Source organism: Sphingosinicellaceae bacterium, from assembly GCA_019285715.1.
Taxonomy (GTDB): domain Bacteria; phylum Pseudomonadota; class Alphaproteobacteria; order Sphingomonadales; family Sphingomonadaceae; genus Glacieibacterium.
The window spans coordinates 1,267,845-1,284,035 of the sequence record CP079108.1; the positions used below are offsets into that span (position 1 = coordinate 1,267,845).

Below are 16,191 nucleotides of genomic sequence, written 5' to 3' on the forward strand. Positions count from 1 at the left end.
GCGCGGGATTGCCCTCAATCCGTGACTAGCCGATTCGCGATTAGTCCATTGAAAAGGTAGGTTCAGCACGAGAAACCGTTCCTAGTGGCATATCTGCTGGGGTCGACAAGCGCGCTACTGCGTAATTTCGAGTCAATTTAGTCGGGAGCCAGTGATACCATCATAGTTCGTGCCGAAATTATCGTTCGCCGTACCGCCCCCGGAAACCAGGGCAGCACGTTATCGTACCATGAGTAGAACCAAAGCTTTGATCGCGAGCCAAATTTCAGCGGATCGCAACTTGCCGACCCCCGAGATCGAACTGCTCGACGACGCGAGCCTGTTCCTCGACTTCGACGGCACGCTGGTCGAGATCGCCGCTCATCCCAACGCGGTGGTGGTCGGCGATCGCCTGCGCCTGCTGCTTGCCCGGCTTTCTGCCAGGCTGCCCGGGCGGTTGGCGATCATCAGCGGGCGGCCGATCATCCAGCTCCAGCAATTGCTCGGCGCGACGACGCTGGCCTTTGCGGGCAGTCACGGCGTCGAGATTCGCTGGCCCGATGGCACCGTTTCCGAACCGGAGCGGCCCGACGCTCTGGGACCCGTCATCCAGGAGATCACCCGCCTCCAGAAGGCCCATTCCGGCATCGTGATCGAACGCAAGCCGTTCGGCGTTGCGATACACTACCGGGGTGAGCCGCAAGCCGAGGGTGCGTGCCGCCGCTTGGCGACCGCGCTCGCCGCGTCGAGCGGCCTGGTGTTGCAGTCCGGCAAGATGGTCTTCGAGCTCCGCGCGCCCGGCGCCGACAAGGGCGGCGCGCTCAAGAACCTGGCAAGCAGCCCCGGCATGAGCGGGACGAGGCCGGTCTTCATCGGCGACGACGACACCGACGAGGCCGCCTTTATCGCTGCTGCCGATCTTGGCGGCGCAGGGATTCTCGTCGGTCCGCCGCGTCCGACCGCGGCACAGTACCGGCTCGACGACGTGCCGGCGACGCTGGCGTGGCTGGCGGCGTGGGGTGATGCGTCATGACGACGACGCTCAACCTCTGGCCGATCGGCAACTGCCAGGTCAGCGCGCTGGTCGACACCGCCGGGCGGTTCGTCTGGGGCTGCGTGCCGCGCGTCGACGGCGATCCGTTGTTCTCGGCGCTGCTCGCGGGCGAGGCCGAAGCGCCGGACGCTGGTGCCGGGTTCTGGGCGATCGATCTCGAAGGCTGTGTCACGGTTGAGCAGAGCTACCTGCGCAACACCCCGATCCTCGTCAGCCGGCATACCGATGCCAGCGGCAACGCGGTCGAGATCATCGACTTCTGCCCACGCTTTCGCCGCCTCGCCCGGACCTATCGCCCGGTGGCGTTCGTGCGCATCGTCCGGCCGGTCAGCGGCAGTCCGCGCATCCGGGTCCGGCTGCGCCCGACGCGCGACTGGGGCAAGGCCGGTGTCGCGACGACAAGTGGCTCCAACCATATCCGCTACCTGCTCGATGAATTGACACTGCGCATGACCACGACCGCGCCTATCGGCATGGTCGAGAGCGAGCGAGCCTTCCGGGTCGAGGACACGCTGCACTTCTTCCTCGGGCCCGACGAGTCCTTCGATCGCGGCATCGCGGCGACCATCGAGCAGATGCTGGCCGACACCACCGCCGAATGGCGAAGCTGGGTGCGCGGCCTGGCGACGCCAGCCGAGTGGCAGGATGTCGTCATCCGCTCGGCGATCACCCTCAAGCTGTGCCAGCATGAGGAGAGCGGGGCGATCGTCGCGGCGCTGACCACGTCGATACCGGAACACGCCGGGTCGGAGCGCAACTGGGACTATCGCTACTGCTGGATCCGCGACGGCTATTACACCGTGCAGGCGCTCAACCGGCTCGGGGCACTCGACGTGCTGGAGGCGTATCTCGGCTACCTCCGCAACATCGTCGACAGCGCGCAGGGCGGTCACATCCAGCCCTTGTACGGCGTCTTCGGCGAGACCGTGCTCGAGGAGCGTATCGCCCCCGACCTCGCCGGCTACCGCGGCATGGGCCCGGTCCGCGTCGGCAACCAGGCCTATGAGCAAATCCAGCACGACGCTTATGGCCAGATCGTGCTGTCCAACGCCCAGGCTTTCTTCGACGAGCGCCTGTACCGCGTCGCTGGCGTCGAGGACTTCACCTCGCTGGAGCGTGTCGGCGAGCGGGCGTGGCAGTTCCACGACCAGCCCGATGCCGGACTGTGGGAGTTGCGCACCCGCCAGAACGTCCACACTTATTCGGCGGCGATGTGCTGGGCGGCCTGCGACCGGCTCGCCGGTGCTGCGGCAGCACTGAAGCTCGAGGACCGGCGAGCGTTCTGGGCGGAGCGGGCTCAGCATATCCGCACGACGATCGAGGCGGCGGCGTGGCGCGAGGACACCCAGCGCATGTCGGCGACGTTCTCCGGCGACGACCTCGACGCCAGCCTGATCCAGCTGCTCGACCTGCGCTTCCTGTCGCCCGACGACCCGCGCTTCGTCACGACGTTGGAAGCAGTCGAGGTCGGCCTGCGGCGCGGCTCGACGATGCTGCGTTATGCGACCGAGGATGATTTCGGCCTGCCCGAGACCGCGTTCAACGTCTGCACCTTCTGGCTGATCGAGGCGCTCCACCTGACCGGGCGCAGTGGCGATGCCCGCGTGCTGTTCGAGGAAATGCTGTCGCGGCGGACGTCCGCCGGCCTGCTGTCGGAGGACATCGACCCAACGACCGGCGAGCTGTGGGGCAACTACCCGCAGACTTATTCGCTGGTTGGCATGATCAATTGCGCCGTCCTGCTTAGTCATCCGTGGAGCACCCTTCGTTGAGCCGACTGATCGTCATCTCGAACCGCGTCCAGTCCCCGGGCAAGTCGGCACCCGGCTCGCAGGGCGGGCTGGCGGTCGCGCTGGCGGCGGCGCTGCGCGAGTATTCCGGGTTCTGGTTCGGCTGGTCGGGCGAGCGCACCGACCAGTTCACCGGGCACATCAACTTCGAGCGCGAGGGCGGCGTGACCACGGCGACGATCGACCTCGAAGACCAGGACATCGAGGAATATTACAACGGCTACGCCAACCGGACGCTGTGGCCGCTGTTCCACGACCGCGTCGACCTCGCCGAATACGAGCGTGGCTATGCCGGCGGCTACCAGCGCGTCAACGAGCGCTTCGCCGAGACCGTCCGCCCGCTGATCGAGCCTGACGATGCGATCTGGGTGCAGGACTATCACCTGTTTCCGCTCGGCTCCGAGTTGCGTAAGCGCGGCTGCGAGAACCGCATCGGGCTGTTCCTGCACATTCCGTGGCCGCCGCGGCGGCTACTCTCCAGCCTGCCGATGGCGGAGGAACTGGTGCGGACACTGTTCGCGTACGACCTCATCGGCTTTCACACCGACGAGTGGCGTGAATCCTTCACCGAATACGTCGTTCAGCAGCTCGGCGCGGTGCTCGAGGATGACCAGCGGATCAGCCTCGACGGCCGCACGATCCAGGTCATCACCTGCCCGATCGGGATCGACACCAAGGAGTTCGTCGCGATGTCGCGCAGCACCGCGGCGCGGCTGTCGCACCGGCAGATGCGCGACAGCGCCAATGGTCGCGACATGATCGTCGGGGTCGACCGGCTCGATTACTCCAAGGGGCTGGAGGAGCGTTTCCTCGGCTATGAGCGGTTCCTCGTCGAGCACCCGGAGCAGCGCAAGGAAGTCTTCCTGCTCCAGATCGCGCCACCGTCGCGGGAGTCGGTGGCAACCTATCAGGACATCCGCACGGCGCTCGAAGGCCTGTCGGGCCGGATCAACGGCGAATACGCCGACGTCGACTGGGTGCCGATCCGGTACGTCAACCAGGGCTATCCCCGCGATGTGCTCGCCGGCATTTACCGCGCTTCGAAGATCGGGCTGGTGACGCCGCTGCGTGACGGCATGAACCTTGTCGCCAAGGAGTATGTCGCGGCACAGGATCCGGAGGACCCCGGCGTGCTGATCCTGTCGCGCTTCGCCGGCGCCGCCGTCCAGCTTAAGGACGCGGTGCTGATCAACCCCTACAGCGCCGAGGAGATGTCCGACGCGATCGTCTTCGCCCTGGCGATGGACAGGGCCGAACGCGTACGCCGGTGGCGTAAATTGATGGACTCGGTCGAGACCGAGGACGTGGTGTGGTGGCGTCAGCGCTTCGTCGACGCGCTGATGGTGGACGATTCGGTTGCCGACGATCCACGGCTCGTGGACGATCCAGTCTGAGCGAGAGTTGTCAGAGTTGTCACCCTCGCAGTTTTCACGATCTTGGCACCGCGAAGAGCCGAACCGTTGAAATTCAATAACCTGCAATGAGAAAGAGCACGCGTCCGTGAATCCGGCGTGATAACATTGTACCAGGCAGGTGAAGTGTAGGACAGCCCAGGTCGCTGGTACCGGTCGGGTCTAGCGTCGGGCGATAGCGATCGTCGAAGCGCGTGGCTGGTCGGGTACGATCAGCGTCAGGGTCTGCGCGGCATCGTCGACCCGGCCTTCGGTCCGTCGTCCCTGGACCCTCGCCCGGGCAGCGCCCTGCCAGCCGTGGACGACGACCTGAAATTGTTTCCACCAAGGCGAGAAACTGCCCGCGCGGGTGGCGAACCTGACGCTAAAACCGTCGCTCGACACCGTGCAGGTCATTTCCTGCCGGAGGAACGCGCCGCGCTGGAACACCATGCTGTGGCCATCGTCGGCGTAAAGTTCGCCGCGGCAGTCCGCGCCCGGATAGACGTCGAGCCGCAGCGGCCCGACCGGTATCTCGGCGGTGCTCTGGACCAGCGGCTGGCGCGGCAGGATCGTGCCCGCCCGCACGAACACCGGCAGGTGATCGTGCCGCGGCGTCTCGCGGACGATGTCGCCGAGCGGGTTCGTTCCGGATCGGGGGACGGCCTTGCCCGTCCAGTAATCGAACCAGCCGCCGCCCGGCAGGCAGACGTCATAGGCGCGCGGTGATTCCGGGTCGGGCGGCGGCGCGACCAGCAGCGAGCGCCCGACGGTGAAGGCGAAAGACTGGTCGCACGGCATCTGCAGCGCTGTCGGGTAATCATAGAACACCGGTCGCAGCACCGGGTCGCCGAGGCGGGAGTTGCGGTCCGCCAGTGCGTATAGATAGGGCATCAACCGGTAGCGCTCCTCGACGAAGCGGCGGCGAATCGCGAGATGCCCGGGGCCGTCGACCCACGGCTCGACGCGGGGGCTGTCCTTGGTCGAGTGGTCGCGGAACACCGGGTAGAAGGCACCGATCTCGAACCAGCGGGTCAACAGGTCTGGGCTCGGGCCGCCGGCGAAGCCGCTGACGTCGGCACCGCTCCAGGCAAAGCCCGACAGGCCGAGGTTGATGATCTGCTGGACCGACAGCTTGAGGTGATCCCAGGTCGCGCGGTTGTCGCCGGTCCATGTGACGGCATAGCGCTGCCCGCCGGCATAGCTGGCGCGGGTCATCACGAAGGCGCGTTCGTCGGGCGCGATCGTGCGCAGGCCCTCGTAGGTGGCACGGCTGTTCTCCATGCCGAAGACGTTGTGGATCTCGGCATGGGTCGCGGTGCGCAGTGCGAAGCCGTCGCCGGCGATGCGGTGGCGGACGTCGGCGGGCATGGTCTTGGTCGGGGTCTCGAAGATCGCCGGCTCGTTCATGTCGTTCCACGACCCGGCGATGCCGTCCGCGACTTGCTTGCGAAACAGGCCGCCCCACCACTCCCGCGTCGCGCCTTGCGTGAAATCCGGGAACACCGACGGCCCCGGCCAGACGGCGCCGACGTAGAGCGACCCGTCGGCGCGGTGGACGAAATGGTCGCCCGCCGTGCCGCTGTCGTATGGCGCGTAACCCTCGCCGGGGGCATGCGCGACGTGCAGGTCGGTGATGGTGATGAGCTTGAAGCCGTCCTTGCCCATGTCGCCGGCGAGTCGCTTCAGGTCGGGGAAGGTTGCAGTATTGACCGTGAACGGGCGGTTGCGGTCCTGGTAGTCGATGTCGAGCCACAACACGTCGGCGGGCACGCGGTCGGAGCGCAGCCGCGCGGCGATCCCGCGGACCTCGGCGTCGGACATGTAGCTGTAGCGCGACTGCTGGTAGCCGAGCGCCCACAAGGGTGGCAGCGGTGCCTTGCCGGTCAGGTCGGTGTAGCGGCGCACGACCTCGGCGGTGGTTGGCCCTGCGATGAAATAATAGTCGATCGGCCCATCGGGGCCACCGAACGCCAGCACGTCGTCCTCGCGGTGGCCGAAGTCGAACCACGTCCGCCACGTGTTATCGAGGAACACGCCGTAGCTGCCGCCGTCGCCGCCGACCGCAACGAAGAAGGGTATGCTCTTGTAGATCGGGTCGGTGCTGCCGGTGAAACCGTAGGCGTCGGTGTTCCAGTCGACGAAGCTTTGCCCGCGGCGGTCGAGGCCGCCGGTCTTGTCGCCGAGGCCGAAATAGTGCTCGGCGGCCGGCAGTGTCTTGCGGAGGGTGAAGCCGGTGCCGTCGAGCTTCACCGGGTCGACCGCGTCGGACGAGATCGTCTTGCCGGCGCGGTCCTCGATGCGCATCCGTCCGCCGACGATCCGCACCCTGAGCGCGGCCGTGGCGAAGCCGTCCGGTGCCGCCGTGACACGGACATGACGGGCGCGCACGTCGGCTGGGACCGCCCAGCTCGCGTCCTCCGGCATGGTGCAGTCGCGGCCCAGCCGGACTCGCAGGATTGCATCGGTGAGCGCGGTGATGCGAAGCACGCCGCCGGCAAGCGGCACGTCGACGCCATCAGCGCGGGCGACGATCTCGGGCATCGTTCGCGCCACAGCGGCCGGAGCCGCGAGGGCCGGGCCGCAGCTCGCCGCGACCATGAGCAGGCCCGCCAGCACCGCCCTACGCGCTGTCATGGAAACTCCTGGCCGTTGCCGATCGCGTCGGTGATGGTGTGTTCCCCTGCAGGCTCGGTTGCTGCGGCTGATCCTATACGCGAACCCGGCGCCGTCGCCCATGCGAACGCCGCCGCTGCTGCCAGCTTGTCGCCGACCCGGTGGCCAACTGCATCTGTCCGGGCGCCCGGTGGTCGCGTGGCAGAAATCGGAACAACCGACGTGGATGCCGACAGATTTAATGTTGCAAGGAGTTTCGTTTCGGTTAAGGAACCGTTTCGGGGAGTGATTGCTTTATGTTAACTGCAGTTTCGCGTCTTACGTGGCGACGGGCGACCAATGGATCGCTGTACGCGCTGGGCATCGGGTTGGTTTGGGCGTCGCTGATCCTGGGCGTAACGCTCGTCTACAGGGCGTACAGCCTGTAGCCGCACGATAATTTTTCGAATTATCTCTCGGCTCGTTATCCGTAACAGCGCCGAGACCAGGCAATTGGCGTGATTTTGTATCGCGACCCTGGCGCAAAATTCCGTCAAGAAACCTTGCCGATTAATAAATAAGCCGTTGCAACAACGAAACAAACGACTACCGTACAAATGCGTCGGCGGCCGCCGGCACGCGGGGGGTACGTGTAGTGTCGTTGTCGCTGGCTGTGCCAGATCTGCGTAGCCGTTGCGACGCCGGGCCGCGCTTTATCCAATCGATTCCGGCGTTCGGTCAGCGGCTTGCCGCGATCGACGACACCGGCGACAGCCTTTCCTACTCAACGCTGGCGACCCGAGCGGATGCCGTCGCCGAGAGCCTCGGGCCGATCCGTCGACTCGTTCTGATCGAGCCCCGCAACTCGGTCGAATCACTGGTCGCCTATGTCGGTGCGCTGGCCGGCAACCACGTCGTGCTCCTCGGCAGCGAGGGCGGTGGAGCGCGACTCGCCGAGGCGTGGCAACCCGATGCCGTGTTCTCGGGCCAGGACGACAGCTGGAGCATCGCGGCAGTCCATCCGCGGCGTAACCTGCACGCCGATCTCGCCGTATTGCTGTCGACCTCGGGGACCACCGGGGCGACGAAGCTCGTCAGGCTGGCGACGACGGCGCTCGATGCCAACGCCACGTCGATCTGCGCCTTCCTGGACATCGAGGCCGACGACCGCGCGCTGGTCACGCTGCCGTTCCACTACAGCTACGGGCTGTCGCTGGTCCATTCCCACCTCGCCGCCGGGGCGGCGCTGCTGCTGACCAAGGGCTCGCTGCTCGATCCCGAAACGCTGGCGTTTGCCGAGGAGTTCGGGGTGACGTCGCTGGCCGGCGTGCCGCACAGCTACGAACTGCTCGACCGCATCGACTTCATGCGCCGGGCCCCGGCGTCGCTGCGCTGCCTGACGCAGGCAGGGGGACGCATGAGCCCCGACGCGGTTGCCCGCTACGCTGCCTGGGCGGCGGAAACCGGCCGGCGGTTCTACGTCATGTACGGGCAGACCGAGGCGACGGCGCGCATGGCGTACCTCCCGCCCGCGGCGCTCGCGGACCACCCGGACTGCATCGGCGTCGCGATACCGGGCGGGGCGTTCACGCTGGTCGACGACGCGGGCCTGGTCGTCGACGCGCCCGAGACGCCCGGCGAACTCGTCTATCGCGGCGACAACATCATGATGGGATACGCGGAAGTGCCCGCGGACCTCGCCCTGCCGGCCGGCCTGGACCGGCTCGCGACGGGGGACATCGCGGTTCGCAACAGCGCCGGCTACTACCGGATCGTCGGGCGCAGCAGCCGCTTCGTGAAGCCGATGGGATTGCGTATCGCGCTCGACGAGGTCGAGGCGGCACTGCAGCGCCACGGCTGGCGCGGGGCCGCAACGGGCAATGATAGTTTCATCGCGGTCGAGGTTCTCGACGGCGCCGCGCCGGCGACAGTCACTGCGGCCCTGGCCGCCGAGTTCAAGCTTGCGGCGACGCTGTTCCACGTCACGGCGGTGCACGAGCAGTCGCGACTGCCGTCCGGCAAGATCGACTACCGCAGCATCCTGCTGGCGGCTCAGGCTGAGCGCGACACGACACCCAGCGACGCCGTCGCGGCGGCGTTCGCCCGTGCGTTCCCCAGCCGGACGCTCCGGCCAACCGACAGCTTCGTCATGCTCGGCGGCGACTCGCTCGGCTACGTCGCGATGTCGATCGCGCTCGAGGACGCCATGGGGACGGCGCCCGACGGCTGGGAGGCGATGACGCTCGCCGAGCTCGAGCTGTTCGAGCGCAACGCGAAGCCGCGGCAGGGGTGGTCCAACCGCATCGGCACCGACATTGTGCTGCGTGCGCTTGCGATCGTCGCGGTCATCGTCAACCACAGCAGCAGCTTCGTCGTCGGTGGCGGCGCAAGTGTCTTGCTGTTGCTGGTCGGCTACAACCTCGCCCGCTTCCAGCGCGCTCGCCTCATCGAGGGCCACGGCATGGCGGTCGTGAAGGGCTTCGCGACAAGGATCATAGCGCCTTATTACGCGATCCTGGTGATCTACATGGCCTACAAGGGCCACGTCACCTGGCCCGCACTGCTGCTGTGCGGAAACCTTTTCGGCGAGTTCGAAAGCTTCATCGAGCCATATTGGTTCATCGAGGCGATGCTGCAGATCTATCTGGTCGTCGCGGGCGTATTCGTGTTCGCGCGGGTTCGCCGGGCCGCAATGCTCCAGCCCTGGCGCTTCGGCCTGTTGCTGCTGGCGGCGGCGGTCGCCATCCGGGAAGTGGGCGCGCTGGTCTTCGACGAGCGCGGACTGGCGGACCGCACGCCCGACGCGCTGCTGTACCTGGTGGTGCTGGGCTGGTGCATCCACCATGCCGACACGCCATCACGGAGGTTCACGCTCGGCGCTGTGTTGCTGCTCCTGGTCGGATTCTCGGCCTCGGTACTGCCGGGCGGCTGGTCCGTCCCCGAGACACCGTCCGGGATCGCCCACGCATTGTGGCTGTCGGTGGCGGTATGTCTGCTGCTCTGGCTGCCGCGCCTGCCGATGCCGCCGCTCGGGCGACGCGTCTTCGGCGCGGTCGCCGGCGCCAGCTTTTACATCTACCTCGTCCACGGTGTGCCCGCCCATTACCTGCACACCGAGACCGACGTCGCGCGCGTCATGATTGCCATTGTCGGCTCGGTCGCCGTCGGCATCGCCGTGCACCATATTTCGCAGTTCGTGGAAGCGTTTCCGGTTGCGAAATGGCTGCCGTTCCTGACACCCTGGTCTTCGGTCCGGCTGCGCAGCGAGCCGTAAGGATTTGAACTCAGGCGGCGCGTCCCGCCAGCGCGGCACCGTGCGCTGCCATCAGATCGAACAGGCGTTCGGGGTCGCCAGCGCGGAGCTTCAGCATCTCCGCCGTGCCGCCGCGGACGACCGACAACTCCCTCTTGCCGGCAGCGATCCCGGCCAGGATCTCGATGGCGGCATCCTCGGGGGAAATGCCGGCCTCGATGTCGTCGTCGCTCTTGCCGCGGATCGAGCCGTCGCCGGCCAGCGCGTTACGAGCGACGCCGGTGCGGACGAAGCCCGGCGTGACTACGGTGACTTCGATCCCGGCGTGGGCGTTCTCGGCGCGGAGCGCGTCGGAGTAGCCGATCAGCGCATGCTTGGCGGCCGAGTAGCCGGTACGGAGCACGCTGCCGACCTTGCCGGCGACCGAGGAGATGTTGATGAAGTGGCCGGAGCCGCGCGCCAGCATCGCCGGCAGCACGAGCTGCGTCAGCCTCACGGGCGCGAAGAAGTCGACCTCCATCAGCTGCCGGTAGACGTCGAACCCGGTGTCCTTGGCGAGGCTGCGTTGCGAGATGCCGGCGTTGTTGACCAGGATGTCGACCTTGCCGCGCCAGCCCTCGGCCTGCGCGACCATCGCCGGCAACACGTCATAGTCGGTGGTATCGAACGCGAGTTCGAGCGTGTCGCCCTTGCAGGCCTTGCGGACCGCCTCGAGTGCATCGGTCCGCCGCCCCGACAGGATGGCGTCCGCCCCGTGCGCGGAGAACGCGAGAGCCAGCGCTTGGCCGATGCCCGATGATGCGCCGGTCACCCAGACCGTCTTGCCGGTGTAGCTCAAGCGATCATGCTCCACAGTGCGGGGCCTCCGAGATAGGGGTGGGCCCAGGTCGCCAGCGCGAACACCGCGACGCCGCCGACGAGCGCGATGATGCCGGGATTGAGCGCGCCGACCGACGGCCTGCCGAACGGCACGAAGCTCGTTGCGGCCTCGTGGGCGCCCCAGCCGGCACCGAGCTGCTCGCGCTTTTTGCCGTCCTGGAACCACGCCCCGACCAGCGCCAGGAACCCGATCGCAAAGCACAAGGCCACGGTGCGCGCATCGCCCGACACGAAGGCGTGGACGACCGCCCACAGGGCAAACGACCACATCATCGGGTGGCGGGTGATGCGCTGGACGCCGCGCGGGCCATTGGCGGTGGCTTTGCCGCCCATCAGCGCCGGGTTGGGCGCGGTCATCGAGCCGACGAACAGGATGCTCGCGAACAGCATCACCGGGACAGCAGCGTACCACGCCCACTGCGGGGGTAGCCACAGGTACAGGCCCACCGGTGCCTGCTTGAACGCCCAAACCGACAAGCCGAGCGTGCCGAGCGCGACCAGCGAATAGACTCCGCTGAAGCCGCGCTCGCCAAGCGCACCCACCAATGGCGCGCGGAGCGGGTGCGACAGCAGAAGGTGGCTGCCGACGAAGGCGACCAGCGCGATCAGCAGGACGATCATATCAGGCTCCCCTCGCCATTCTCCACGTCATCCCCGCGAAGGCGGGGATGACGTGGGGAGGGTGCAGCCCTCACGACTACCGCCGATACTGCAGCGGCGCGTCCTGCACTTTCAGCCCGAGGTAGCGGTCGCGGAGCTCGGTCTGGCGGCTGGTCAGGGGCTGGCGGACGCCGTCGATCAGCATCGCCGTCGGGGCCGAGGTCAGCTCGAGCGGGTCGCCGTCCCAAACGACGACATCGCCGCGCTCGCCCGCCGCCAGCGTGCCGGTGTCGGTCATTCCGAAGATTTCAGCCGGTGCTGCGGTGACGGTGCGCAGCGCTTCGGCCCAGGTCAGGCCGACGCCGCCGGGGACGCGCGCCTGCGCCACCATGTTGCCGGCGTAGTTGGGCAGGTCGCGCGCCTGGAAGCTGGCGTCCTGCTCGAGGATGCCGAGCCCGACGACGACCCCCGCCTTGACCAGCCGCCCGACGTTGGACTTGGTCGACGCCAGCGCCTCGAACGAATTCGGGTTGTCGAGCATCGGCTGGGTGATGACGGGCACCCGCGCCGCGGCGATGCGGTCGGCAACTAGCCAGCCTTCACGGGCACCGAACAGCACGAGCTTCAGCCGCGGGAATTCGGTGCGGAGCGCGAGCACGTTGAGGATGTCCTGCGCGCGCTCGACGTGGACGAGCAGCCGCTGCGAGCCCTGCACGACCGGGACCAGCGCGGCGGCATCGAGGCGGGTGACGAAGGCATCGCGCCCGCGACCATCCTCGAAGCGCACCGGGTTGGCGGCGTATCGCTCGGCCTCATGCAGGGCGTTGCGGAAATTGAGGAACGCGACCGGCCGCGAACCGCCGGCGGCGCGCGCGCCTTCCTCGCCCATCTCGACGAACTGGAAGGCGCGGGGTCGGGTGACGATGTCACCGCTGGCGGCAAGGCTGATCACGGCCCCCTGGCCGCCGAAGATTTCGTGGCTGGCGTTCGGGCCGATCGCCGAGCGGGTGACGCCGCCCTGGCGCTCGACGGCGATGTTGGTCGCGGCCGGGTTGATGCCGGGCGCGAGGTCGATGGCGGCCGAGAACGGTGACTTCGACGCGCCGCTGTCGTTCGTCTGGTCGACACCGCTGACTTCGGAGATGCCCATGTAGGCCATCGCCGAGAAGATGCCGGGGGTCACCCACTTGCCGGTCGCGTCGATGACGGTGGCCCCAGCGGGAACGGGCACGTTGCGTCCGACCGCGATGATGCGGCCGTTCTGAACGACGACCGTGCCGCCCTCGATCGGGGTACCGCCCGCGGTTCCGGCGACGGTGCCACCGGTGATCGCGATGGTTTCCGCGGCGACCGGCGCAGCGGTGAGCAGCAGCAGTGCGAGGAGCGCCTTCACTTCGTGTCTCCCCGTCCGGGCTGGCCGAGTTCGAAGTCGGTAACCGGGCGCTTGGCCGGGTCGGCCCAGTCGTACATCACGGCACCGTCGATCCAGATCTTCTCCGGCCGCGAATAGACCGAGAACGGTTCGCCGTTCCACAGCACGACGTCGGCGCGCTTGCCGGGCTCGAGGCTGCCGGTCTGGTCGGCGATGCCGAGACCCTTGGCGGGGTTCAGCGACAGCCACTCCCACGCATGCTCTGGCGTGATCGTCATGCCCGCACGCCGCCCGGCACCGATCGCCTTGGCGGCTTCCTGGTTGAGACGCTGGATGCCGTCGGCGTCGTCGGAGTGGACGATGGCGCAGGCTCCGGCGGCATCGACCATCGCGATGTTCTCGCGGATGCCGTCGTAGCTCTCCATCTTGAAGCCCCACCAGTCCGCCCACATCGCGGCGCAGATGTTGTTGGCCTTGAGCAGGTCGGCGATCTTGTAGGCCTCGACGGCGTGGTGGAAAGCGGTGACGTGGTAGCCGAACTCGTTCGACATCGCGATCACGTTGGCCATCTCGTCGGCGCGGTAGCAGTGGTTCTCGACGAGGATCTCGCCGTTGAGGACGCCCATCAGCGTGTCGTTGGCCAGTTCGCGGCGCGGCGCGTCGGACGGCTTGGCGGTGCCCGCCTTTGCCTTGCGGGTGTAGTCATCCCATTTGCGCTTGTAGATCACCGCGTCGGACCAGACCTGGCGGTCGACGGCGATGTTGCCCATGCGCGTTTGTGGCGACTGGCCCTTGCTGCCGTAGACGCGCTTCGGGTTCTCGCCGCAGGCCATCTTCAGGCTCGGCTTGGCGCCGGGGAACTTCATGTCCTGCGCGGTGCGGCCGAGCACGTTGCGGATGGTGACGCCGCGCCCGCCGAACAGGTTCGCGGAGCCCGGCAGGATGTGCATCGTGGTGACGCCGCCTGCCAGCGCCCGGGTGAATTGCGGGTCCTGCGGCCAGATCGAGTGCTCGGCCCAGACCTCGGAGCGGTTCGGGCCGGTCGCCTCGTTGCCGTCGCTGTTCGCCTCGACACCGGGCGATGGGTAGTCGCCGAGGTGGCTGTGGATGTCGATGATGCCGGGGGTCACCCACAGGCCGCGGGCATCGATGACCTGCGCTCCGGCGGGGATGGCGACGGTCTGCCCGATTTCCGCGATCATGCCGTTCTCCAGCCGCACCGCGCCGCCGATCAGCTTGCGCCCTGCGCCGTCATAGATGGTGGCGTTCTGAATGACGGTCGTCACTGACGGGTAGGGCTTGTAGGTCGACGGATACGGGTCGAGCGGGATCGACACGATCTCCGGCGCTGCGCCCGTGGGCTTGGCGGAGACCGACTGGGGCGGCGGCTTGGTGGCGCAGGCGGCCGTGACGAGCAGGGCTGCGAGAACGAGTTTACGCATCAATTGACCCCGTGCATCCAGCGTTTGATCGGCACCGACAGCACCAGCAGCACTACCCCGAAACCGATCGCGATCTCGCCGATGGTGGTGAACACCCCGGCGTAGGTGTCGAGGCTGACCTTGAGGTTGGTGACCTGCCCGCCGACGGTCTCGACGCTGGCGACCTGCGCGACGACGCCGGCGACGTACTGCGCGCAGCTGATCGACAGGAACCAGACGCCCATCATCATGCCGACGATGCGCGCGATCGACAGCTTGGTGATCATGCTGAGGCCGACCGGCGAGATGCAAAGCTCGGCCGCCGAGTGGATGAAGTACAGTCCGGCCAGCCACCAGATGCCGACCTTGAAGGTGGGGCCGACGAACTGCGTTCCCCAGACCAGGAACAGGAAGCCCGCGCCGACACCGATCAGCGCGATGCCGAACTTGACCGGGATGCCCGGCTCGCGGCCGCGCCGGGCGAGCGTGATCCACAGCTTGGCCATGACCGGCGCCAGCACCACGATGAAGAAGGCGTTGAAGAACTGGGTCTGCCCGGCGGTGATCGAGAACAGGCCGAAGATGCTGAGGTCGGTATTGCGGTCGGCGAACAGGGTCAGCGAACTGCCCGCCTGCTCGAACAGCGTCCAGAACACGACGTTGAAGATGATCAGCACGATCGCCGCCAGCATCATCTCGAACTCGGCGCGGGTGCCGACCCTGAGCGACCAGATCGGGATGCCGATGATCGAGGCCAGGAAGGTGCCGAACAACACTTTGCCGAGGATCGGGAGGCCGAGGATGTAGCCGCCGATACCCTGCCCGGCGACCGGCGGTGGCGCGTTCATCAGGTTGGAGAACAGGAACCACACGACGGGGATCGCGACGATTGCCGCGACGTAGATCGACAGCGCCTTGTCCTTGCCGGGCTGAGCGGGCGGGTCGCCGACGCCGCCGAGCCTCGGCCCGGCGAACTGGATCAGCGCCCACGAGATCGCCATGCCGATCGCGGCCAGGCCGAACCCCGCCCACCAGCCGAGCCCGTCCCAGACGCCGGGGATACCGACCGCGAGCAGCGGGCACATCAGCTGCGAGAACAACGACCCGAGGTTGATGCCCATGTAGAAGATCGTAAAGCCGGCGTCGCGGCGGCGGTCCTCGGGGGCGTAGAGCGAGCCGACCATCGTCGAGATGTTGGGCTTGAAAAAGCCGTTGCCGACGGTCACCGCCGACAGGCCGATCAGCAGGATCATCGTGTAAAGCGGGTTGCGCTCGCCACCGGGAACGAGTCCGCCCTTGGCCACCGTGCGCGCGACGCTGCCGTCAGCACGGTGGAGTTGGACCGAGCCGTCCTCCTGCCCCTTGATCGCGAGACGCTGCCCGGCATCGACGATGTACTGCTGCTTCTGAGCGGTCGAGCGGTCGACCGCGACTTCGTAGCGCTGGCCGTCGATGGTCGCGTAGGGCTTTGCCGCGTCGCCGCCGAAGCACAGGATCAGGTAGCCGCACGACATCACGATCGCGCCGAATTTCACCGCGCGTTTCGAGCCGAGATAGCGGTCGGCGAGCAAGCCACCGACCAGCGGGGTCAGGTAGACCAATGCGGTGAAGCCGCCATACAGGCTGGTGGTGGTGCTGTCGCTGAACAGGAAGTGGTCGGCGAGGTAGAGCGTCAGTAGCGCCCGCATGCCGTAGTAGCCGAAGCGCTCCATGGCCTCGGTGGTGAACAGTCGCGCCAATTGTCGCGGGTGGCCGAACCACAAGGCCTCGCCGGCACCGGCTGCGGGTATGCTTGCCATCGAAATCCCTGAACACCGCCGCTCTGTGGCGACGCTTGAAGCCGCGCACAGTAGCGGC

General features: G+C 67.4%; 10 protein-coding genes. 4 read left to right on the top strand and 6 right to left on the bottom strand.

The window, feature by feature from the left end; all coding sequences use genetic code 11:
- Positions 1-229: 229 nt before the first annotated feature.
- The 3 genes from otsB to KX816_05895 are packed head-to-tail and all read left to right on the top strand — an operon-like array spanning position 230 to position 4,217.
- Positions 230-1,012, top strand: coding sequence for a trehalose-phosphatase (otsB, locus tag KX816_05885; GenBank protein QXQ07550.1), 783 nt, complete (start codon positions 230-232; stop codon positions 1,010-1,012).
- The gene (locus tag KX816_05890) at positions 1,009-2,805 is read left to right on the top strand and encodes a glycoside hydrolase family 15 protein (GenBank protein QXQ07551.1); all 1,797 of its coding nucleotides are present in this window, start codon (positions 1,009-1,011) and stop codon (positions 2,803-2,805) included. Before otsB ends, KX816_05890 begins: the two co-directional genes overlap by 4 nt.
- On the top strand, positions 2,802-4,217 hold the full coding sequence (locus KX816_05895; protein QXQ07552.1) for a trehalose-6-phosphate synthase: 1,416 nt from the start codon (positions 2,802-2,804) through the stop codon (positions 4,215-4,217). Before KX816_05890 ends, KX816_05895 begins: the two co-directional genes overlap by 4 nt.
- A 180-nt stretch (positions 4,218-4,397) precedes the next feature.
- On the opposite strand, the gene KX816_05900 is transcribed toward KX816_05895, so the two are convergent.
- Positions 4,398-6,815, bottom strand: a complete 2,418-nt coding sequence (locus tag KX816_05900) for a DUF5110 domain-containing protein (protein ID QXQ08422.1) — start codon at positions 6,813-6,815, stop codon at positions 4,398-4,400.
- A 667-nt stretch (positions 6,816-7,482) separates the two neighbouring features.
- Between KX816_05900 and KX816_05905 the strand changes: the two genes are divergently transcribed.
- Positions 7,483-10,083 (top strand): AMP-binding protein, encoded by a 2,601-nt coding sequence (locus tag KX816_05905; GenBank protein ID QXQ07553.1) that lies wholly within the window; start codon positions 7,483-7,485, stop codon positions 10,081-10,083.
- Between the two features lie 10 nt (positions 10,084-10,093).
- On the opposite strand, the gene KX816_05910 is transcribed toward KX816_05905, so the two are convergent.
- The 5 genes from KX816_05910 to KX816_05930 form a co-directional block, all read right to left on the bottom strand.
- A complete protein-coding gene (locus KX816_05910; protein ID QXQ07554.1) occupies positions 10,094-10,900 on the bottom strand; it encodes an SDR family NAD(P)-dependent oxidoreductase in 807 nt (268 codons plus the stop codon).
- Positions 10,897-11,562, bottom strand: a complete 666-nt coding sequence (locus KX816_05915; GenBank protein ID QXQ07555.1) for an NnrU family protein — start codon at positions 11,560-11,562, stop codon at positions 10,897-10,899. Before KX816_05915 ends, KX816_05910 begins: the two co-directional genes overlap by 4 nt.
- A gap of 76 nt (positions 11,563-11,638) precedes the next feature.
- Entirely contained in the window at positions 11,639-12,934 is a 1,296-nt protein-coding gene (locus KX816_05920) for an amidohydrolase family protein (GenBank protein ID QXQ07556.1), read from the bottom strand.
- Positions 12,931-14,355 carry an amidohydrolase gene (locus tag KX816_05925; GenBank protein ID QXQ07557.1) on the bottom strand — a complete coding sequence of 475 codons (1,425 nt, stop codon included), beginning with the start codon at positions 14,353-14,355 and terminating at the stop codon, positions 12,931-12,933. Before KX816_05925 ends, KX816_05920 begins: the two co-directional genes overlap by 4 nt.
- Positions 14,355-16,133: a peptide MFS transporter gene (locus tag KX816_05930; GenBank protein QXQ07558.1), complete on the bottom strand. Its 1,779-nt coding sequence runs from the start codon at positions 16,131-16,133 to the stop codon at positions 14,355-14,357. The genes KX816_05925 and KX816_05930 overlap by 1 nt, the downstream gene beginning before the upstream one ends.
- Positions 16,134-16,191: the final 58 nt, after the last annotated feature.